Annotated in this window: 17 protein-coding genes; 3 read left to right on the plus strand and 14 right to left on the minus strand. The window is 46.4% G+C overall.

Annotated elements, in window-relative coordinates; translation table 11 throughout:
• Positions 1-134: 134 nt before the first annotated feature.
• The 14 genes from B2739_RS08105 to B2739_RS08170 all read right to left on the minus strand — a co-directional run bounded on the left by B2739_RS08105 (position 135) and on the right by B2739_RS08170 (position 16,986).
• Positions 135-1,844, minus strand: coding sequence for a fused response regulator/phosphatase (locus B2739_RS08105; RefSeq protein ID WP_331345356.1), 1,710 nt, complete (start codon positions 1,842-1,844; stop codon positions 135-137).
• A 5-nt stretch (positions 1,845-1,849) separates the two neighbouring features.
• Positions 1,850-2,131, minus strand: coding sequence for an STAS domain-containing protein (locus B2739_RS08110; RefSeq protein WP_331345357.1), 282 nt, complete (start codon positions 2,129-2,131; stop codon positions 1,850-1,852).
• A 53-nt stretch (positions 2,132-2,184) separates the two neighbouring features.
• Positions 2,185-2,463 (minus strand): STAS domain-containing protein, encoded by a 279-nt coding sequence (locus B2739_RS08115; RefSeq protein WP_331345358.1) that lies wholly within the window; start codon positions 2,461-2,463, stop codon positions 2,185-2,187.
• A gap of 16 nt (positions 2,464-2,479) precedes the next feature.
• A complete protein-coding gene (locus tag B2739_RS08120) occupies positions 2,480-2,773 on the minus strand; it encodes a hypothetical protein (protein ID WP_331345359.1) in 294 nt (97 codons plus the stop codon).
• Between the two features lie 324 nt (positions 2,774-3,097).
• Positions 3,098-4,618: a fumarate hydratase gene (locus tag B2739_RS08125; protein WP_331345360.1), complete on the minus strand. Its 1,521-nt coding sequence runs from the start codon at positions 4,616-4,618 to the stop codon at positions 3,098-3,100.
• Between the two features lie 207 nt (positions 4,619-4,825).
• Complete coding sequence (nagB, locus tag B2739_RS08130) at positions 4,826-5,620, minus strand: glucosamine-6-phosphate deaminase (protein ID WP_331345361.1); 795 nt, start codon at positions 5,618-5,620, stop codon at positions 4,826-4,828.
• Positions 5,621-5,679: 59 nt separating this feature from the next.
• Positions 5,680-6,837, minus strand: coding sequence for an N-acetylglucosamine-6-phosphate deacetylase (gene nagA, locus B2739_RS08135; protein WP_331345362.1), 1,158 nt, complete (start codon positions 6,835-6,837; stop codon positions 5,680-5,682).
• Positions 6,838-6,881: 44 nt separating this feature from the next.
• Positions 6,882-7,970 (minus strand): acyltransferase family protein, encoded by a 1,089-nt coding sequence (locus tag B2739_RS08140; RefSeq protein WP_331345363.1) that lies wholly within the window; start codon positions 7,968-7,970, stop codon positions 6,882-6,884.
• 45 nt (positions 7,971-8,015) lie between these two features.
• On the minus strand, positions 8,016-9,320 hold the full coding sequence (nagP, locus tag B2739_RS08145; RefSeq protein ID WP_331345364.1) for an N-acetylglucosamine MFS transporter NagP: 1,305 nt from the start codon (positions 9,318-9,320) through the stop codon (positions 8,016-8,018).
• 16 nt (positions 9,321-9,336) lie between these two features.
• Complete coding sequence (gene nagK, locus B2739_RS08150; RefSeq protein WP_331345365.1) at positions 9,337-10,263, minus strand: N-acetylglucosamine kinase; 927 nt, start codon at positions 10,261-10,263, stop codon at positions 9,337-9,339.
• A 470-nt stretch (positions 10,264-10,733) separates the two neighbouring features.
• Positions 10,734-11,435 carry a DUF6445 family protein gene (locus tag B2739_RS08155; protein WP_331345366.1) on the minus strand — a complete coding sequence of 234 codons (702 nt, stop codon included), beginning with the start codon at positions 11,433-11,435 and terminating at the stop codon, positions 10,734-10,736.
• A 54-nt stretch (positions 11,436-11,489) separates the two neighbouring features.
• Positions 11,490-13,013, minus strand: coding sequence for a tryptophan halogenase family protein (locus B2739_RS08160; RefSeq protein ID WP_331345367.1), 1,524 nt, complete (start codon positions 13,011-13,013; stop codon positions 11,490-11,492).
• Positions 13,014-13,087: 74 nt separating this feature from the next.
• Complete coding sequence (locus B2739_RS08165) at positions 13,088-15,778, minus strand: TonB-dependent receptor (protein WP_331345368.1); 2,691 nt, start codon at positions 15,776-15,778, stop codon at positions 13,088-13,090.
• 362 nt (positions 15,779-16,140) lie between these two features.
• Entirely contained in the window at positions 16,141-16,986 is an 846-nt protein-coding gene (locus B2739_RS08170) for a DUF3014 domain-containing protein (RefSeq protein ID WP_331345369.1), read from the minus strand.
• A 222-nt stretch (positions 16,987-17,208) separates the two neighbouring features.
• Between B2739_RS08170 and B2739_RS08175 the strand changes: the two genes are divergently transcribed.
• The 3 genes from B2739_RS08175 to feoB all read left to right on the plus strand — a co-directional run bounded on the left by B2739_RS08175 (position 17,209) and on the right by feoB (position 21,963).
• Positions 17,209-19,596, plus strand: coding sequence for a fatty acid cis/trans isomerase (locus tag B2739_RS08175; RefSeq protein ID WP_331345370.1), 2,388 nt, complete (start codon positions 17,209-17,211; stop codon positions 19,594-19,596).
• Positions 19,597-19,766: 170 nt separating this feature from the next.
• Positions 19,767-20,066, plus strand: coding sequence for a FeoA family protein (locus B2739_RS08180; protein ID WP_331345371.1), 300 nt, complete (start codon positions 19,767-19,769; stop codon positions 20,064-20,066).
• Between the two features lie 31 nt (positions 20,067-20,097).
• Positions 20,098-21,963: a ferrous iron transporter B gene (gene feoB, locus B2739_RS08185; RefSeq protein WP_331345372.1), complete on the plus strand. Its 1,866-nt coding sequence runs from the start codon at positions 20,098-20,100 to the stop codon at positions 21,961-21,963.
• The last annotated feature ends 7 nt before the right edge of the window (positions 21,964-21,970 follow it).

The following is a 21,970-nucleotide window of genomic DNA, read 5'->3' on the forward strand; positions in this document are numbered from 1 at the left end:
ACCATAATCAAATTCACGCACTGGCGGATTATTCACAGCGGCCATCCCGTTGTGCTACGTTTTGTCGGACCGAGACTGAATCATCCACAATCAATACTTGTTTGCTCATACACCTAAGACCCTTGTCGTTACCATTAAAACGGACGGATTACTGCCCTGATTAAATTGCCTGGCGCTACCACTTCCACTTGCTGCGCAAGATTGCGAATTAGTTGTAATCCGCGGCCCGATAACCCATCGCTTTCTTGAGTGTTACGCTCTTGGTAACAATAACCTGCACCACTATCTTGCACGCTGACATGCAACTTCGATTGCGCGCCATTCGCTTCCCACACTAAACGCAATTCAATGGTGTCATCATTGGTAAGCTGTTCAAGACGACGTTCTCGTTCACGAAAGTAGTATGTAAAACCATCCGCCTTTTCTTTTAAGGATGATTCCAATTTCAAAATACCGTGATCGATGGCATTACTGATCATTTCACTGACAACCAGAAAAACGATTTGGCAAAGATGCTGACTTATTTGTAGATACTGCAAAAACTTATTACACAGGGGCGGTATTTCACAGCTGGCAATTTTTTTCCCGGATATTTTTACATTCCAGGAAAAATCGCCAACATCCTCCTGTACAAAACCCTGGCCCAAACTATCGCGAAGTTGCTGTAAGCAACTGGCCAACACCAAATGAGGATCCAGCGTACAAATAGATACATCATCCCGATATTTTTCTTTTCCTGTGTGCGTGGCAAGCGCATGAGCCAAGGCCTGCTGTAAATCGTCAGGATCAGATTCGATAACATCCACAATTCTAGCCAATGAAAAAGGTTCACCTTCTGTATTTGCTTCTTCGATCAAGCCATCGCTATAAGCAAGAATGCGCCCATTTTTTTTAATTTCACAACTGACCACATTCGCATCAAAAATATCTTCTTCCAAAATACCGAGCGCCATATGCTCTGATTTGAATGCATGGATAATTTTTCCATCATTCACCCAATACACCGTTGGCATGCCACCATTCCATACTTCGATTTCTTGTTGCTCTTGATGAAGCTGGATAACAACAGCTGCGACAAAGCGGTCTTGCGGTGTGTCGCGAATTAACTTTTTGTTAATTTCAGTCACTATGGGTTGGATGTGAAATCCTTTGGATACCATACTATTAAAGATCGATACCACCGGCATTACAGTAATCGCGGCAGACAACCCATGACCTGTTGCATCGGCCAATAAAAAATATAAATCTCCTCCGGGTGACATTTTTGCAAGAGCGATATCACCACTGAATGATGTCGATGGCTTTAACCAAATGGATACACCATCTATTGATTGACTATTTTGACGTAACAAATATTCATAAGTGAATTTGGCTATCGATTCTTCGCGCTCAGCCTCCTGTTTAAAACGCTCCAACTCCCTGTTTTGCAAACTGATAAGGCGCTGCAAACTGACCGACTTGATCAGGGAGCTGACCTTGAGCGCCAAAAGTGACAAATTCACCGGCTTAATAATGTAATCAGCTACACCGCTGGCGAAACATTGCTCCAAAAAAACAGGATCTTCATTGCCACTGATCATAATCACCGGCGTTTGTCGCTCTTGCAGGTAATCGCTTAATTGCGTCAATAATTCCAACCCTGTTCCGTCACCTAATTGATAGTCCAATAAAATCAAATCCACACAAAGGTCTGAACGCAGCAAATCAATAGCCTGACAAAAACTGTGGGCAGAATCGGTAATAAAACCTTTGCTGTGTAAAAACTGGCAAAACAACTCATTCAGGAATTGATCGTCATCGATGACCAGTATTGAATGTGCTTCTGTTGCCTGGAGCTCGTTCATAACCATTAAATATACTCAAAGATCCTTTTCATATTGGCCATTTCCAGGATTTGTGCCGTTGCACCTTTCGCGCCTTTGATCATCATTTTTTTCTGTGCCGCTACAGCGCGTCGCTGCCACATCATCATTCCCAATGCAGCACTATCCAAATACTCTACCCTGCTGAAATCAAACACGATCTCGGTGATATTTTGATTATCGAGATATTCCGTACATTGCCGTTGAAACTCTTTGTGATAGCCGTAATCAAAACGGCTGGGCAGTATAATTTTTTCTTGCTGGCTCATAGTTTTACCTTTAATACTTTTTCTCTGTAATGCTGTGCAGCGAGATTACGCACTCAATTGAAATCAATAATTTTCTGCAAATTTGCCAACTGTAAAATTTCTTTGGGCGATGACTTCAAATTAATCAAAACGATTTTTGACTGGCGCGACTGGGCTTTCTTTTGAGACATCACCAGTAAACCGATACCGGCGCTATCGATGTACTCCAACTCTGTGCAATCAAGGGTAATTGTGCCAGGCTGCTCCAGTGCAGCGGCCATCGCATTATTAAACTCTGTACTGGATGAATAATCGAAACGTTTTGGCATTCTAATGACTGCAAGATTAGACATAAGGCACTCCACTTTATTAGAAAAAATCAACCGATCCACTTTCCACTGAAGTGTCCGATACGGGATTATGTTTTTGACGATAGGATGATTCACGATAACGAGTAATTTCGCTGTTCAGCCGTGCAAAACTGTTACCGGCATCTTCAAGAGAAGTGCTGACAGGTAATAGCTCTTCAAAATACTGAATGGTGTAACGCATATTTTGGTTTGACATATCTTCAAGCTGCAGTGCGCGAATTGCATCATGCAATGTATCGACTAACTGTTCGACCAACGCGAAGACAATTAACAATAGGTTTTTCACCTGCATAAATGCGATCCACCTCATTGATTCCATGTGAATCTGTCCAGCCAGGGCATTAATAATGCGGCCTGCTTTGGAACAGTATGGTTTAACACTAGCAGGTTTATTTCAGCTTGCGCTGTTTGTAATTCGTTTAGGAAGTTTTTTATTAAGAAGGTTGCACTCTATTCGCGTCATTTTATTTACAAACCAAAAAGGTAGATCAAAAAAATCTGCACATTATTTTTTTATTTCTTTTTTTTATAAATTTTAATTTTTAGCCATAAAAAAACCGGCAGTTATTCGCTGCCGGTTTTTGATCCGCCTTGATGAGTTTTTAAGTGCCAAACCTTATTGCACTTTTACCACACCTTCTTCGATTTTGGCTTTCCAGATTTGCGGGCCAGTGGTATGGACTGATTCACCGCGTGAGTCCACAGCAACTGTTACCGGCATATCTTTTACATCGAATTCATAGATGGCTTCCATTCCCAATTCAGGGAAGCCCAATACCTTGGATGACTTGATCGCTTGGGCAACCAAATAGGCCGCACCACCAACTGCCATCAAGTAAACCGATTTGTTATCACGAATCGCCTCGATAGCGGTTGGACCACGCTCTGACTTACCGATCATTCCAAGCAAACCGGTTTGCTCCAGCATGGTACGGGTAAACTTGTCCATGCGGGTGGCAGTAGTAGGGCCTGCCGGACCAACGACTTCATCGCGCACAGGATCAACCGGGCCGACGTAATAAATGAAGCGGCCTTTCAGATCAACCGGTAAAGGTTCACCTTTGGCAAGCAGGTCAGTCATCTTTTTATGCGCAGCGTCGCGGCCGGTTAACATTTTGCCGGAGAGCAAAATCGTCTCACCGGTTTTCCACTCCAGTACATCTTCTGGCGTGACGGTATCCAGATTGACGCGGCGCACGCTGCTGCCAACATCCCAACTGATTTCCGGATAATCTTCCAGTGCAGGCGGGGTTTGGAATGATGGGCCCGAACCGTCCAGCACAAAATGTGCGTGACGCGTAGCAGCGCAGTTAGGGATGATCGCAATCGCCTTGTTAGCGGCGTGGGTTGGGTAATCTTTGATTTTCACATCAACTACAGTAGTCAAGCCGCCCAGCCCTTGGGCACCAATGCCCAAGCGATTAATTTTGTCGTACAGCTCAATGCGCAATTCTTCGTAGCGGTCTTTGGCTCCGCGCGCTTGCAACTCTTGAATGTCCACCGGATCAAGCAGTGCCTCTTTGGCAAGCAACATCGCTTTTTCTGCAGTACCACCAATGCCAATTCCCAGCATGCCCGGTGGGCACCAACCTGCTCCCATTTCAGGCACTACTTTTAACACCCAATCCACTACCGAATCCGATGGATTCAGCATCGCAAATTTGGTTTTTGCTTCTGAACCGCCACCTTTGGCCGCCACATGTACATCAACCGTATTGCCGGGAACTATGTTGTAGTGGATAACCGCAGGGGTGTTGTCGCCGGTATTCTTACGGGCACCGTCCGGATCAGCCAGAATCGATGCGCGTAATACGTTATCGGGATTGTTGTAAGCGCGGCGTACACCTTCGTTCACCATGTCGGTGAGGCTCATCTGCGCATCCCATTGAACATCCATCCCCACAGTCACAAACACAGTGACAATGCCGGTGTCCTGGCAAATCGGGCGATGCCCCATGGCACACATACGTGAGTTGATAAGAATTTGCGCCATCGCATCCTTGGCGGCTTTGTTTTGCTCGCGTTCGTAGGCTTTATGAATGGCCTGGATAAAATCCACGGGATGGTAATAAGAGATAAATTGCAGCGCATCGGCGACGCTGTCGATCAGGTCTTGCTGGCGAATCACGGTTGGCATAATGAACTTCTCGAATTGTGAGGTCGTAAATCGGAAGGGGTAAAACCGGGCGGCAATTCTACACCATCAAGCGCCGAGATTCAGGAGCCCCTGCCCCGACAAACCATCACAACCGATCCACGCCCTTCATTGAAATGATTCTTAACCGTGCACGGGAGAATAAAAAAGGCCGGGCAAAGCCGGCCTTTTGATGACGCCAAATGGGAGTTAATTGCGCCCCAAGCGATCCAATAATTTTTGGTTTTCGTTCTCAATGTGCTTGTAGAACTCTACATCTGACAAGTGTAAAGCAGCGGCTTCATCAATGACCAATACAACCTGCTCATGCAGCTGCAATGCCGATGCAGGGCAAGCAGCTGTCAATGGACCTTCAACTGTCGCTTTGATCGCTTCGGCTTTATTTTCACCGGTCGCCAGTAACACTACTTTTTTCGACTCAAGAATGGTGCCTATCCCCATGGTGATAGACAAATGCGGCTGGTACTCATCTGCCGCAAAAAAGCGTGCATTATCATCAATGGTTGCACGGGTTAACGTTTTCACACGGGTGCGTGACATCAGCGATGATGATGGCTCATTAAAACCAATATGGCCATTACGGCCAATGCCTAACAACTGCACATCAATGCCGCCTTTTTGTTTGATTGCAGTTTCATAAAGTGCGCACGCCGTAAACGGATCTTCTGCATCACCTGGTGGAACAAAGGTTGAATTTTTATCGATATCAATATGATCAAACAATTGTTGGTTCATAAAGTAGCGATAACTTTGCGGATGGGTTGCAGGCAACCCCAAATATTCATCCAGATTAAAACTGCTGACATTTTTGAAAGACACACGCCCGGATTGGTAGGCTGCAATCAATTCTTTATACAGCGCCACCGGTGTTGAGCCGGTTGCCAAGCCCAATACCGAATCAGGTTTACGGCTAATTTGTTTAATAAAAATATTCGCGCCGTAATTCGCAACAGCAGCAGCATCTTTCAAAATAACAACTTTCATTGAACACTCCAGTGAGTGGTATTGACCGAAAAAATAAACAACTTAACTTGAAGAAAAAATTACGAATGACGTAAAAAATCACCCGCAACCCAGGTATGGGTTACACGATAGTCATCAGTAAAATGCACCAAATCTGCACGATAATCCGGTTGGATGCGGCCAAGCGAATTATCGACCCGCATAAATTCAGCAGGATATAAAGATGCCATACGCAGGCTTTCGCTTAACTCCATTCCCACCCATTGCGTATTCAACCGCACAGCGTCAATCATGCCGATCGCGCTGCCTGCCAAGCGGCCTTCTGCATTAACGAGGCAACCCTCTTTTTCATAAATGGTTTCGCCGTAAATCTGGAATGATTTTTCAGGTGAGCCGACAGTAGACATTGCATCTGTCACTAAATAGATTTTGCCTCTGGGTTTTGCAGCGCAGGCAACGCGCGCTGATGCAGCGTGAACGTGGTAAGTATCAATAATAATGCCGCACCAGCTGTTGCCATCTTCCAATGCCGCACCTACCACACCAGGTTCGCGGCCAGTGGTCGGGCGCATCGCGTTGTATAAATGTGTAAAACCGGTGAGACCTTCTTTTAAAGCGCTGACAACCGATTCGTAATGCGCATCGGTATGACCGGCACAGACCACAACACCTGCAGATGCCAATTGTGCTATCTGGCCTGGTGCCGCATGTTCCGGTGCAAGTGTGAGCATCACTTTAAATTCATGCTGACTTTTAACAGAGGCAACCAACCAATCAATATCGGCCTGCTCCATAGTGCGTATGTAGCGTTCGTTGTGCGCACCGCGGCGTGCCATATCAAAAAATGGCCCCTCCACATGCACACCCAAAACACCTTTCATACCCGCAGCAACCGCGTCAGCAACCGCTTTAACACCCGCTTGGTGAACTTCGCGGGTATCGCTGATTAATGTAGGTAACATCGAGGTTGTACCAGTGGGGCGATGTCCGTCCAACATGGTTTTGATGGCGCCCACGCTGGTGTCATTAGTAAAAAATGCACCGCCACCACCATTCACTTGCAGGTCGATAAAACCTGGCGCGAGAGTGCCGCCATCCAATAAAATTTGCGGAATATCTGTATTCAACTCCGCAACGGGAACCAGTGCTTCTATTTTTTCACCAGCGACCACCACCGCATAATTTTCCAGAAAAATGTCTCCGGTAAAAATGCGCGCGCCCACCAAAGCCTGTTTCATAGCCACACCTGTTTCACAACGTCTGCTCTAGTGCAGGAAATTCTTTATAAACTGATAATGATATTGCGTTTATGCAGCACCCAAGCCACAAACCACAAAATAGCCACTTGTAAAAGCGCAAAAATAAATGAGGCAAAATAAGGGTCGCTTACACTTCGGAATGCCCCATAAAGAGCGGTGTACAGTGACTCATTGCCAACCGGAATCAAATACATGGTTGTGGCCAACAAGCCCGACAATACATAAATAAACAGCGGGTTTTTACCAATAATCTCAAAGCAGTGATACACAGGTTTGATCGCATTTGCTAACGGGGATCGCTCCAGCTTGACCAGCAAAATCAACATCAAAATAGCAACACCACAGGTCAACACAACGAACGGACTGGTCCACAAGGATTTGTTGATAGGAAATACGGTATTCCACAACAACGCCAAACCAATCAACGCTAATGCAGACACAAATAATTTGCTCAATGCTTTTTCTTTGTCTTCGCTCGCCAACAAAACACGCGTCGCTTCAAAACCGATGATTACATTTACAATCGATGGAAATGTGCTGAGGATACCTTCCGGATCAAACGGCATACCTTTACCCTGCCACAAATGACTGGCACCCAGCACACTCAGATCAAACTGACGCACAACATTGTGCTCAAGACTGTAGGGATCAGATGAAATATTCAACAGCGCCCAATAGCCCACCAACAAGATGGTGCTAATAACAACACGCCCTGAAAATCCAAAATACAAAATAATAAATGCCGCAAAACCATATGCGAGTGCGATACGTTGCAACACTCCCATAACGCGCCACTCACTCACACTCTCGGTAAATGGATACGCAGATAACAAGACACCGATCAAAAACAGCAAGGCCACGCGGCGCAGGATTTTTTTGGATTGTTGTGCAAACGAAAGCTGGGACAAACCACGCACAGAAAAGTACATGGCCGAGCCAACAATAAACATAAAGAAAGGGAATACAAAATCGGTAGGCGTTGCTCCATGCCAATCAGCATGGAGCAGTGGAGCGTACACAAACTCCCAGGACCCTGGAGTATTTACCAGAATCATCAACGCGAGGGTCAAACCACGCATTACATCCAAAGCCAAGAAACGTTGTTTAACCATCGGATACCTCGCAGACGATGTAGCGGTAAAACGTATAAGGAAAAATTATTTCCAGCTGCGCAGTTTGTATCCTTTGACTGCATAGAAAAGAATAAATAAGTAACAGGGAGTCATCACTATGTAAGCTGTTTGACGATCAACAATCGTTGATAATGCACCCATAATGACAGGCACTACCGCACCACCGGCAATCGCCATAATTAACAATGCAGCACCTGTGCTGGTGTATTTACCCAAACCACTCAATGCCAGAGGCCACACTGCCGGCCATACAATCGCATTTGCCAAGCCCAAAAGCGCAATACACAAGATGGTATCTGGAATGGCAGGTGCACCAAGGAAAGCAAACATTGAACTGATAACAGTGGATTCATTGCTACCAAATACCACTGACAAACTCAGGAACACGCCCAATACAGCAGAAACCGACAACATTTTTTGTTGGGAAATAACACGAGGAATTAACAATATTCCCAGAATGTAACCTATCACCATACAAGTCATGGTAATTGAGGTCAGGATAGAGAAATTGGTGAAGCCTATGCTGCGCCCGTAAGCACCGATGGTATCACCTGCAATCACTTCGACACCGACATACAAAAATAGCGCTACAACACCCAACACCAAACTGGGGAACTGGAGCACTTCACGCAATGGCAGATGGTTATTATTTTCTTCATCCAAATTTAATTCGGGCAAAGATGATACTTTTACCAAAAGTGCCACAGCACCTATTACCAATGCCATGTAAATATAAGGCAATACCAAATTACTCGCCATTTGCTCGATTTCTTCGGCAGATGGTGCTGTTGTTGGATGGCCGCTCATTCCGCCCAAAATCAATGCAGTAAACACCAAAGGCGCAACAATACCCGCTGACTTATTGAGAATACCCATCAAACTAATACGACGTGCCGCAGATTCTTCTGGCCCCATTTTTACAACATAGGGGTTCACCGCTGTTTGCACTAATGTCTGCCCTGCACCCATCATAAATTGCGCAACCAAAAATAACGCAAACCAATGGGTTTTTGCTGCAGGAATATAAAGTAACGCGGCCAAGGCCATAACGCCCAAACCGATCGCCATTCCATTTTTGTATCCTACTTTGCGGATAACCCAGGAAGAAGGCAGTGAGAAAACGGTAACGGCGATATAAAAAGAAAACAAAATAAAAGAAGCTTGAAATGGTGTCAGGTTCAACACAACTTCCAAATAAGGCATTAACGAGCCATTAAGCCAAGTGACAAACCCGAAAATAAAAAATAGTCCGGCAATCATCGCCAATGGCAACAATATGCTTTTTGAATTTCCAGGAGGGGAATGCACAGCAACAGCTTCGTTATTCATTTGTATGGTTCTCGCGTTAGTTAGCAGTGGTTAAAACACTCTGATTATTATTAATATATTTAAAACGCTGTTTGGCGAAATACACGGCACCAAATTCCGGTTGATATAGCGCAGGAGAGAGTTTCTCTGCCATCTCCTTATCCATCCAAGGAATCAGGCGTGGAGCAAGGCCACCGATAATTGACATGCGCCCAGGGTTGGTTGCCCAAAGCTTACGCGCAATGCCACTCATATAAGCAGCACCCTCTTTGGCAATTCCAATTGCAACCGCATCACCGGCATCCGCCGCATCGACCACAAAAATAGCGAACTTGGCATAATCGCCCTGTTTGGCTCCAAACATGCGATCAACAATCATAACGCCCGATGCTTGCAGGAACTCACCGATAGATTCACTCAGACTGGTTTGCGGCCCCAAATCATCATAAGCCAGCAGGATCGCCTGGATTGCCTCAAGCCCCATCCAGGCACCACTACCTTTATCACCAATGGGAAAACCATGCCCGCCGATAAACAGCGATTCATTATTTACAAAAGAGTAACCGCACGAACCAGTACCACAGATCATAACCGCCCCTTCATCCCGGTTATGGGCACCAAGGCAGGCGATGTGAAGGTCGGTAGTAAGATGCATTTCTTTGAAAGGATGTTCCCACGCCGACATAACATCATAAAGGCTTGGAACATTTACACCGGCAAGACCAGCACCGGCAATTAATTCACTCATCACGGAAGGGGGTAAACCTGCATCAATCAACGCAAGTTCAGCAGCAGTGCGGATAGAATCTTTGGCTTGTTGAACACCTTGGAAAGGGTTGGCAGGACCACCAACTCCTGTACCTAATACTTGCAAGTCAGCAGTCATGATACTGGCACGACACTTGGTACCTCCGCCATCAATACCGATAAACAAGGGTTGTTCGCCAAGTGGCATCTTTGCCATGATCTACCTCATTATTTTTTAGAGCAAATACCCGGCGCAATTCATCGGCTGCCAGATACTCAAAAAACTTGACTTTCTTGTACACGGGCCACACCCCTGCACCAAGCCGTCATCATAACAGACAGTTAAAAAAGGTTAGTGCCCCGCAGGACACTAACCACAAGACCACTACTACAGCTCTAGAGAACTCATGCCCCATGATACTGACCCTGATAAGGAGAGATATCAGACCCAGAAGTCATCATCGGACAGGATTAGATTACGCCTACAGGACAACGTTGTCAAAAGGAATTTGATCTTTTTTTAACTTTCTCGAAAAAAACTCCTCACGGCGACAATACAGATAAAAATCACAAAAAACACCCGCAAAAAGCGTGATCACTGCACCTCATTTGCCCAGAAAAAAAACGATCTATGAGTAAATGTTATGCCCGTATATATTCAAAAAATACTCTTTGAATTTCTAGTAACTACTCATAACTAAAGAATATATTGGCAGTTAAACGCCCCACCTCTGGATCGGAGTTGAGGCTAAGATCTGAAAATATATTTGCGGAGTGAAGAATATTGCCTCGATAAACCAGCAAACGATTAAAAGCAGCTGGTACAAAACCAATTTTGGTAAAAAACTCATTGGATTCAGAAAAGTAACGTCGCTCTGAACGCTTGCTATTTAGTTCATCGCAAGAAACATCAAGAAAATCTTCTACTCGCTCAGGGGTAATAGCCTCATAGCCCGTTGCATTGTGGCGATAGAACCCCGTTCCTCCATGCTGTTCACCACACAAGAATAACAGTGTCGCAAAAAAATAAGGGCTACTAGCATCAAAATGAGGGATGCGCTGCAAAGGGCCCAACTCTACTTCAGGTACTGTCATCATACATAGAGCATCTTGGAGGGGTTTTATCTGGGAAGCATTAGGAATTTCGTATTCATTTTTTACAATAGTAGTAATCTTTCTTCTAAGCGCAGCCCCCAATTCGGCTGGAGCCGCTGTGCGAATCCCGGGATAACCTTTTCTCTGTGCAGCTGCCGCATAGGGAGTAAAAGTTGATGCCTTGGCGAAATTTACTAACTGCAATGGATCAGAAAGAAAGTTATCAATACAAATTACTTTATTTTTTTCTTCGCCCATGTGCAGGATTTTCACGTCCAAAAAATCATTCACCATATGCGCCTCTATAATACATCCCAATTTACTAAAACTATTGCGTAATGAGACCACTCAACGAACCGCCAGTGCTCGCTGCAATTCTGTAAGCCAAAGACGATGCGACAGAAGATTGCCAGCCATTTGTGCTGACTTTTCCTGCTGCTTAATAATTAGCTGCTCAGATCGAGCAGCCTCTTTGACTCCCATTACCGGCGAACGGGTTGGAAAAAACATGCCGTATAGCACAAATAAATAGTTCTCTACACCAAACATATCAAAAGCACTAAAAAAGTCCGACTTTTTCGGGGCGATAATTTTCCACATTTCCAAACGCTCGCGTAACACATCGGAAATATGCATGTTTTCCGTGGAATCCTGCCAAAAAGCAGAGTCGCGTCGATCGGAAATAAAATAATGAAGTTGCACAAAATCAATCACTCGTTCCCAAGTGAATGCAACCGATTTGTTGCAATAACTAGCAACCACAGCAATATCTTCTTTTATCTTCGGAAAGTTTCTCGCCAATAACTGAGCCGAAAAATCAGTTACCAGAATAGAAGTAGCCTCTAATGGTTCAACAAACCCATTAGCCAAACCAAGCGCAACACAATTTTTATCCCAAAATAACTTTCGATAACCAATTTTCATTGGCACTTTACGCAGATTTGCATTTTGCAAATCACGCCCGACATATTTTGAAAAAGTTTGCATTGCGTCATTATCATCCATGTACTTTGAAGCGTATACAAAACCAATTCCGCGACGATTAGTTAGCGGAATATCCCAAATCCATCCAGCTTTGTGTGCAGTTGCCAAGGTATAGGGAGCTATCTCATCTGTTTCAACGGTTGGCTCCTGCAAGGCCAATGCGGTATCAGACAATATGCAATCAGACTTATCCAAAAAGGTGACACCTAAGGTTTTGCCTATCAACAATGAAGCAAAACCCGTGCAATCAATATAAAAATCAAACTCTTCGCGGCCGCCTGACTTATAAACCAACTCTTTAATACTGCCATCCTCATGACACATAACCTGCTCAATGGTTTCAAAGCGATGTCTTATTGAAAATTTTTCAAGCGCATTTCGAGCCAATAGCTCTGAAAATTTTGCAGCATTGAAATGATAGGCATAATCCACCGCTCCCACAAAAGGAGCTGAAGATACTTGTTTGGGGGAGCGATTTAACTCTGCAACTGAATAGAGTTCAGACAAACGGGAAAAAGGAAGGGATTCGCGATGATTTAACCAGTAATTAGTTACATCAAATCCCGACGGATAAGGTGAGCTAAATGGATGATAGTAAAAATGATCAGAACCATACTTTTCTGCATTCATCCAATTAGCAAACTTTATTCCCTGCTTGAAAGTTGCATCACAGGTTGACAACAAATCAACCTCACTGATGCCAAATTTTTGCAACGTTTCTTTTATTCTAGGTACAGTGCCCTCACCAACACCGATGACAGGAATATCTTTGGATTCTATTAATGTGATTTCAATATCAGGATCGCGACCAAGCTCTACCCCAAGATGATTTGCAGCCAACCAACCTGCAGTGCCGCCACCTACAATTGCCACACGATTTATTTTCATCGACTTACACCATTACCCGATTATTACAAACAAAAAAGCCCAGCATAAGCTGGGCTTTTTCTGTCACTCAGCGATTAGAACTTATAGTTTAAACCTAACATATAAGTCGCTTCACCTTGAGATGACCATGCAGGGAAGCCCTCTAACAGCGGTAACTTCACACCATTTGAAGCGGTTGATACATCAGCTGCACCGTACTGAACATCATCCTCTTCAAGAATGTTGATTGCCTCAAAGGTCAGATTGAGACTGTCGGTAAAGTTCCAACCAAAGCTCAGATCCAGTGTACCAAAGTCATCATGCATACGGTTACCGTAGTAGTATGAACCTTCACGGATCATGTACTCTGAACGCCAGTTATAAGCCGCACGAGCGGAGAAAACATCATTTTCCCAGTAACCAACAAGGTTGGCACTCTTATCAGATGACTCAGTGAACACGCCAATTTCATCACTATACGTATTTAAAGGAACATCGGTATCAACGAAAGTGACGTTGGCAGCAATACCAAAGCCGTTATCAAACGCATGGTTAATTTGCAATTCGATACCATCAATTTGCGCAGAACCTGAATCAGTCAGAGTTTCGATAGTCCAAGAGTTGTTGCCTGCTTTTGGATCGAAAATCAATGGCTGGTTAGATTCAAAAGTAGAGGTCATAGTGTTGGACAGAGTCTTCACAAAGTAAGTGGCAGAAATCATGTTGCCATCACCGTAGTAGTACTCAACACCCACATCAGCTTGAGATGATTTAACCGGCTTCATACCCACATTGCCTATACGACGAACTTGGTTATTACCTCTATCATCAGCGAAACCGCTGGTGATATTAATCATATCGTCATAGCTTGGGCGGTTGATAGCCTGACTAGCACTAACTCTCAAAACCACATCTTCAGCCACATCAAATGCAAAGTTCGCGCTTGGCAATACGTCATGGTAGTTAGCAGATCTTGCAGTCAATGATTTGCTGAAACCTTCATTCAAACCACCGTTTGCCGCATCAACAGTACCATCCAACTCGTATTGGTTAGAAGTAATGTCACTGCTGATATAACGAAGACCAAAATTACCTCTCACCCCATCAGCTTCAAGGGTGAACATACCGTAAATGGCATCGTTCTGCTCGTTTAGATCTACGTAACCTGAACGCACTTCATTCCAACCAGCAATGTGCTTCTTGGTTTCTGCAATCATTGCAGACAGATTTGGCTCAGGTGCAGTAAAACCATTCTCACCCACTTCGTAAGTACCGCTATAAACGGAGGAAGTTGCCACAGGATCTATGCCAGTTTTTAAGGTTGGCTTGAAAGATTGTCTATTAACATCGTGATCAGTAGTACGCACACCGGTCTTAAATGCAGTCAGAGGGCCAGCATCCAGCTCAAACTCTATGTCAAATTGCGCATACACTTCTTCATCAGAGTTAGGGCCACGGCCAATTGACCAACCTTCTGGTGAAACCGTCGCTCTATAGTCAGACAAAGTAACACTTGGATCTACAGATGCATCAATTTTGATTTTCTTGCCAGTTGCGTCAATTGACCCACCCCAAACTGACATATTGTCGCCAAGACTTGGGAAATGCTGGAAGTTGGTGGTCAAATCAGTACCGCCGTCCGCTTTGGTTTGACCAACGCGACCAGTCAGGGTGAAACCATCACCAGTGTATTCACCATCCAAATCAATGGTTTCAGACTTCATGCTAGCCACACGGCCCCATGTCTGAGTAAAGGTTTCAGTTCCCAAAGTGCCCGATGCCCACCCCACTCCCAAATCACCATCTTTTGGCTGGGTAGTGCTTTTAATACAAGCACCTGCCGCATTAGTTTCTTGACAAGCATAAGTATTCGGGAAGCCTGAAGCGGCACTGTTAAACAGATACATACTGGTGTTGGTGTTATCGCCTTTCAAATCTAGAGAAAGCGCATGCACACCAAAGCTTAAATTTTCAGTTGGTTTGAATTGAGCAGTTACATCAAGTGCAGTACGCTCACGCTCTTGAATGAAAGTAGTTGGAGAAACATCAGACCACCATTGGTAATCAGACTCGGTCCCACGGCGAACGTAGTCACCCTCTTCGAAGGCACCCGCAACTAAAATACCGAAGGATTCGCTATCGTTTTTCCAGCTATAAAGGCCAGAAACTTCTGGGGTAACATCATCAGCAACAGTGCCTGTTTTCGCTTTAACGCCGAGATACACAGAGTTTGCATCCATATCCAGCGGCTTACGGGTTTTGATGATAACAGTACCACCAGCACCGCCTTCAGCGATATCTGCTTGCGAAGATTTATAAACTTCCATACCGCCGATTAATTGAGACGGCAACAAAGAATAGTTGAAGCTACGGTCAGTAGATTTTTGATCGTACCAGCCAGTGGAAGCAACAGTTTGACCATTCAATGTGGTCAAAGTCATTTGTGGTGCAGCACCACGAATAGATACAGATGCGCCCTGACCATTTTCACGACCAACAGCTACACCTGGAATACGCCCCAAAGATTGACCAACGTCAGAGTCAGGGAATTTACCAACATCTTCTGCCGATACCGCATCAACTACGGAAGTAGAATTACGTTTGATATCTACAGCGTTTTTCAACGCACCACGAATCCCCGTCACGATTACTTCTTCTGGCTCTGCACCTGCGTCTTGAGCGTTGGCAGTTGTTGCAAAACCCATCATGGCGACAGCTGCTACTGAACCGAGCATCAGCGCGCTCTTATTGGCCAGCTTGATCGCATCACTTAACTTGTTACGCATGGTTAATCTCCCGTGACTTGTCATTTATGTGTATTAATAATGATCTAACTCTTCAACAACGAACCAAATAAAGACAACGTTGTCGATCAGCCAACACTATTCCTGCTGGACAACGTTGTCAACAGTTTTGCAAAGAAATGAAAAGTAACATTTACCGCCTTAACATTAGGGGGAAATCAAGAAAGCAATTTAAAATCAATAAGTTGCAATTTTGAGCCGCAATTTTGATGTGAAAAAAAATTTTCATGTCGCGCCAAGCAACATTACCAAAATACACACATTGCTTTATCGGAAACAAAAAAGCCGCTTTTTAGCGGCTTTGGGGGGGTTATTTTGACTGCAGGATTTTGCCTAAACCTGTATCACTGGTTAATAAGGCGTGCCCGCAATTGGCGCAAGCTGGCCTTAACACTGCGCGCATTTTCAGGCCCCATACGCAGCATTAATTTGTGTGTTTGAGGCAGTGCTTCCAAGGCTGGATCGGCGTATTGGTAGAACACTTTGGGGCGAACCAGTAACAAATCACCTTGGTTATCCGGTGCCGCCAATAGGTTATCGATGGCTGCAATCATAACGCTATGGAAGTTTGGTTTCTTTAATCCCAGCTCCCGGAAGGCCTCTTCCAACAGCGGATAAAAACGGCGATAGACCGCAACCGCAGCATCGCTATCGATTAACGCAAGTGTAGTAACGTAAGCCTCGTAGCGCTGGTAATTAGTCGGGGCTATACGCTCCTGATCAACTGCAGTGCCTTCTACCATGACCGAGAAGGTTTCAGCGATAAACGGCGGTGGCGGTGATACCACCGGGCGATACTCGTGTATGACCTTACCCTCGGAAATATTGTTTACCGCGAGTACGAACTTGCGGATTACCTCCTGCGGCACCAACAACTGTATTAATCCTTCACCACGCAATTGTTGCAGGGCAGCCAAGATGCCTGCGTCACTTTCGTTCAATGCAGGTAAAGGCTCTACCTCAACCACGGGCACAGGGGGGGTGTACTCAACGATGGGTGCCGCGGAGGAACTACTGCTACTGACGGCGGCTTGGGGGGCAACTGCAACCGGGGTTACCACTGATTGCGATGTGGCGGGTGCATCATCGCGCAAGAAAAAGAAAGCAGCCGCAACGGCAATCAAAACCAACACCACAATCACGATCATGGAGGTGGACGAGCTTTGTCGCGGTTGGTAGTCATCACTCATAGCAATACCTTTGTAATAGCGATTGGAAACTGGATGGGCAAGCTGTGACATCCTACGCGGAAGCAGTCGCCAGCGGGATTATGGCCTAATCCGCATTAGGGTGACAGCGTCGCCAGTATCAGGTTCCCTTTTTTTGTTAGTGCGGATTAGACTGCAATCCACAAATACCAGCATGTGATACCAGATGTCATAAGATTCCAGAGGAAAGGGGCTAGCAGAGGAATGTCGATCAACACGTCAGTGCAACAAACCGCACGTACCGGATTATGGATGATGATTTTGCTCACCTTGGGGTGCGCAAGTATCACCGGCTCGCAATGGGACCAACGCTATGGCAAAGCACAACCGCGGGAAATATCCTCCTCGCCAATCAGGGCAACACTGACTTATTACGAAGACACGCGAAAAACTCTGGAACAGCGCTGTGTTGTTTGCCATGGCTGTTACGACGCGCCCTGTCAGCTCAAACTGGAATCTTATGAGGGTCTGCTGCGCGGAGCCAATCCAGTCAAGGTATACGACGGAACACGCTTGCTGGGAGCATCGCTTACGCGTTTGTTTGAAGATGCACACACAACCGCTGATTGGCGCAGCAAGGGATTCCACCCCGTGTTGAATGAGCGCAGCAATTCGCGCAAGGCCAACATCAACGCCGGCGTGCTGGCGCAATCACTGGAATTGAAAAAAAACCATCCTCTGCCAACAACCGGGATTTTACCCGCCGATTTTGATTTCAATCTCAATAACCAACCGTACTGTCCCAGCATTGAAAACTTTGCTGCATTTGCAGACAAAAAGCCGCTGTGGGGAATGCCTTACGGCCTTCCTGCACTCAGTCCAAAAGAGCACACGTTAATCATGGAGTGGCTAGCGCAAGGCGCTGCGATGGGAATGCCCCCCAAGCTTCCCGCAAGCGTGCAACAACAAGTGAACCAGTGGGAAGCATTCTTCAACGGCGATAGCCTGAAACAACAGCTGGTCAATCGCTACATTTACGAACATTTGTTTTTGGCACAGCTTCATTTTAAGGAAGCGCCCAGAACCTATTTCCGCTTGGTGCGCTCCAGCACGCCACCCGGCCAACCCATCGAACGCATCAGCACCCAACGCCCTTACGATAACCCCAAGGTTGAACGCGTGTATTACCGTTTGTGGCAAGACCCATCGAGCATCGTTGCCAAAAACCACATGCCTTATGCATTAAATGTCGAGCGGATGAAGCAATGGCAGCAATTATTTTTTGCAACAGAAGGCGAATTTTTTTACGACGTAACTCACCTGCCCTCTTATGATCCGGCAACTGCATCAAATCCGTTTGTGAGCTTTGCCCAATTACCGGTCAATGCGCGCTACCGTTTTATGCTGGATGAAGCGCAGTTCACCATTATGAATTTTATTAAAGGTCCGGTCTGTCGTGGACAGGTTGCACTCAATGTAATTCAGGATCACTTCTGGGTTTTCTTTGTATCGCCCGACACACAAAATACTAATGAGGTTGCGCAATTTCTGGCGGAAAATAGCAAGCATCTGCAATTGCCTGCAGAAGCGGGTAATACTTTATTGCCGATGACAAATTGGCTGAAATACTCCGAGCTGCAAAAAGAATATCTCAACGCAAAAGCTGCGTTTGTAAGCAAGTTGATTGCTAACGAAGGCGGGCTTGAGATGGCCAACATCTGGAGCGGGGCAACCGGAAAAAATGGGAGTAGTAAAAATCCCAACGCAGCACTCACGATTTTCCGCCACAGTGACAGTGCCAGCGTACACAAAGGGCTTATCGGCCAATCCCCTAAAACCGCTTGGGTAATTGACTACCCTTTACTTGAGCGTATTCACTATTTATTGGTGGCTGGTTTTGATGTGTATGGCAATGTATCGCATCAGCTCTTGAGCCGTCTTTACATGGACTTTTTGCGCATCGAAGGCGAGATGAATTTTGTCGGCCTGCTGCCGGAAAAAGCGCAGGAAAAAGCGATGTCTTCCTGGTACCGCGATGCCGAATCCAATCTCAAAACCTACCTCGACCTTTACATCAAGCAGATCGATGCCTCCAACAAAATCCGCTATGTGAGCGATGATCCTCAACAAGAGCTTTATCAAAAATTAAAATTACACTTGGGAGAGGCAGCCAACTCGCCCTTTAATCTTCAGGCAAAAAAATTGCCTGCACATAAGTTGGCGCTCTACCAAAAACTGCAAAACACTACCGGAAAGCCCATCAGCTTTTTGCCGCAAACCACACTTATTTATATTCCCAATGCCGGTTTGTTCACGCTGGTACACAACAGCGCTTATTCCAACTTGTCGTCACTCTTTGGGGAGGATAAACGGCGTATTGCTGCCGAGGACAATGTCACCCTTGCGCAGGGCATTATTGGTAACTACCCCAACAGTTTTATGCGCGTCGAAGAGCAGCAATTGGAGGATTTTGTCAGCCGCATCCAAACATTGGATTCGGAAGATGACTACAAGGCACTGCGCGATATTTATGGCATTCGCCGCAGCCACAGTGAGTTCTGGGCATTTAGCGACCAAGTCCATGAACTGTACCAACGGACCGAACCTGCTGAAGCAGCACTGTTGGATTACAACCGGCTGGAAAACCGCTAGTGATTACCGTAATGGGTTAGCGCAACTAATTACTACACCCCATTACCACAACTACCCGCTCACAGGACAAACCGCATCAGCCGCAATCTCTCTTTGAAAATTGCGGCTTGAGAGTAAATACAGTATTCTTTCTAATAATCACTCTCATTTACATATGCGATGTATCTCTTATGAATATTGCCTCACGCGCTGACTCCTTCACCCCCGCTCTGCGCCTTGATCAATGCCGCAAAGGCACATCAGTCCGGGTGACCAGCTTGATTGGGCAACCCCTGTTTGGCGCTCAGGATGAAAGTGTCAGCCTGCGTTTAAAGGAATTGGGGTTTTTACCAGGAGCCCATTTAAAGGTGATTGGCTTTGGTTTGCTGGGTTCCGACCCCTTGGCAGTGCAGGTAAACGGCACCAAATTTGCCCTGCGCCGCGCCGAAGCAGCCAAAATCTGTGTTGAACCTATTACCCCTCATCCTTAACCGTTCAAGTCTTTGATCAGGTAGCAAGAGCATGTCCGCCTCTATACGTTTCGCACTGGTTGGCAACCCCAACTGTGGTAAGACTTCCCTGTTTAACCGATTGACTGGCGCGCGCGCCAAAGTGGCAAATTATCCGGGTGTAACCGTTGAACGCCGCTCCGGCACCGTCACCCACATCGCCACCCCCACTGAAATACTCGATCTCCCCGGCACTTACAGCCTGTTTGTGACCTCGCCCGACGAACAGGTCGCACGCGATGTGATTCTGGGTAAACTCGCCCACGAAAAGCGCCCCGACTTGCTCATTGCCGTGGTTGATGCCTGCAACCTGCGCCTGGGCTTGCGTCTAGTGATGGAGCTCAAGAGCCTTAATCGCCCGATGGTGCTTGCACTCAACCAAATGGATGAAGCCAAGCGCCGCGGCATTAGTATCAATACCACTGCGCTTTCCCAAGCGATCGGTATGCCGATTATCGAAACCGTAGCCGTTAACAGCCAAGGGGTAGCAGAATTACGCGCGTATCTGGAAAGCTATGCTCAAAGTGTCCAGCAAAATCCTGTCGATGCAGACACCCAAACGCTGGCACTCAGCGACCGCCAGGAATCTGTTGAAGCGCTTTACGCTGAAATCGAAAGCATCATGAGCCAGCATGTGATCCAGCCTGCACATCTACCGCAGTGGCAGGATCGTCTGGATGCATTGGTGATGCATCCACTGTTGGGGCTGATCGCCCTGTTCACGATTTTGCTGGTGATATTCCAGGCGGTATTTGCCTGGGCTTCGCCGGTAGTGGATTTAATCGATGCAGGCTTCAGCAGTCTGGGCGAACTGGTCGGTGCCACCCTGCCCGACGGTATTCTGAAAGACTTTATTGTGGATGGCCTGATCGCCGGTGTTGGCGGTGTACTGGTCTTCCTGCCGCAAATTATCATCCTGTTCTTCTTTATTCTGGTATTGGAAGATAGTGGCTATCTCACCCGTGCCGCGTTTTTGCTTGATCGCCCCATGCGTGGCTTGGGGTTATCCGGTCGCTCATTTATTCCCATGCTCTCCAGCTTTGCCTGCGCCGTTCCGGGAATTATGGCAACGCGCACTATCTCTGATCCGCGCGAACGTTTTATTACGATCATGGTTGCGCCTTTAATGACCTGCTCGGCACGCTTGCCGGTTTATGCACTGATTATCGCGGCCTTTATTCCCGAGCAGACGGTATGGGGTATTTTCAACCTGCAAGGGCTGACTTTGTTTGCCCTGTATTTTGCCGGTGTAGCCAGTGCGGCATTGGTGGCCTGGCTGATGCGCCGCCGCACCGCGCGCGAAGAGTTTCCATTGCTATTGGAGTTGCCGAGCTATCGCTGGCCGATGATGTACCACCTGTTGATGGGGCTGCGTGAGCGCGCCTGGATTTTCATCCGCCGCGTGGGCACGATCATTCTCGCCTTATCGATTATCTTATGGTTTTTGGCGACCTTTCCGGGCGCACCGGAAGATGCCACCCTACCCGCCATCGACTATAGCTTTGCCGGCCAGCTTGGCCACTTTATGCAGCCACTGTTTGCACCGCTGGGGTTCAATTGGCAGATGTGTATCGCGCTGATCCCCGCAATGGGTGCGCGTGAGGTTGCGGTCAGTGCACTGGCAACAGTTTACGCCGTAGGTGAAGAATCCATCGATGTCGCCTTGGGTGGCGCATTGGCGGCTAGCTGGTCACTACCGATTGCCTTCTCTTATCTGGCATGGTTTGTCTACGCACCGCAATGTATCTCCACTATTGCGGTCGTAAAACGTGAGACCAACTCAACCAAAGCAACGCTGTTTTTTACCGTTTATTTGTTTGCACTGGCCTATTTTGCCGCCTGGGTGACCTACCAAATCGCCAGCGCAATCGTGAATTGATGAGGTG

It is taken from the genome of Cellvibrio sp. UBA7661, assembly GCA_002483365.1.
Classification (GTDB): domain Bacteria; phylum Pseudomonadota; class Gammaproteobacteria; order Pseudomonadales; family Cellvibrionaceae; genus Cellvibrio.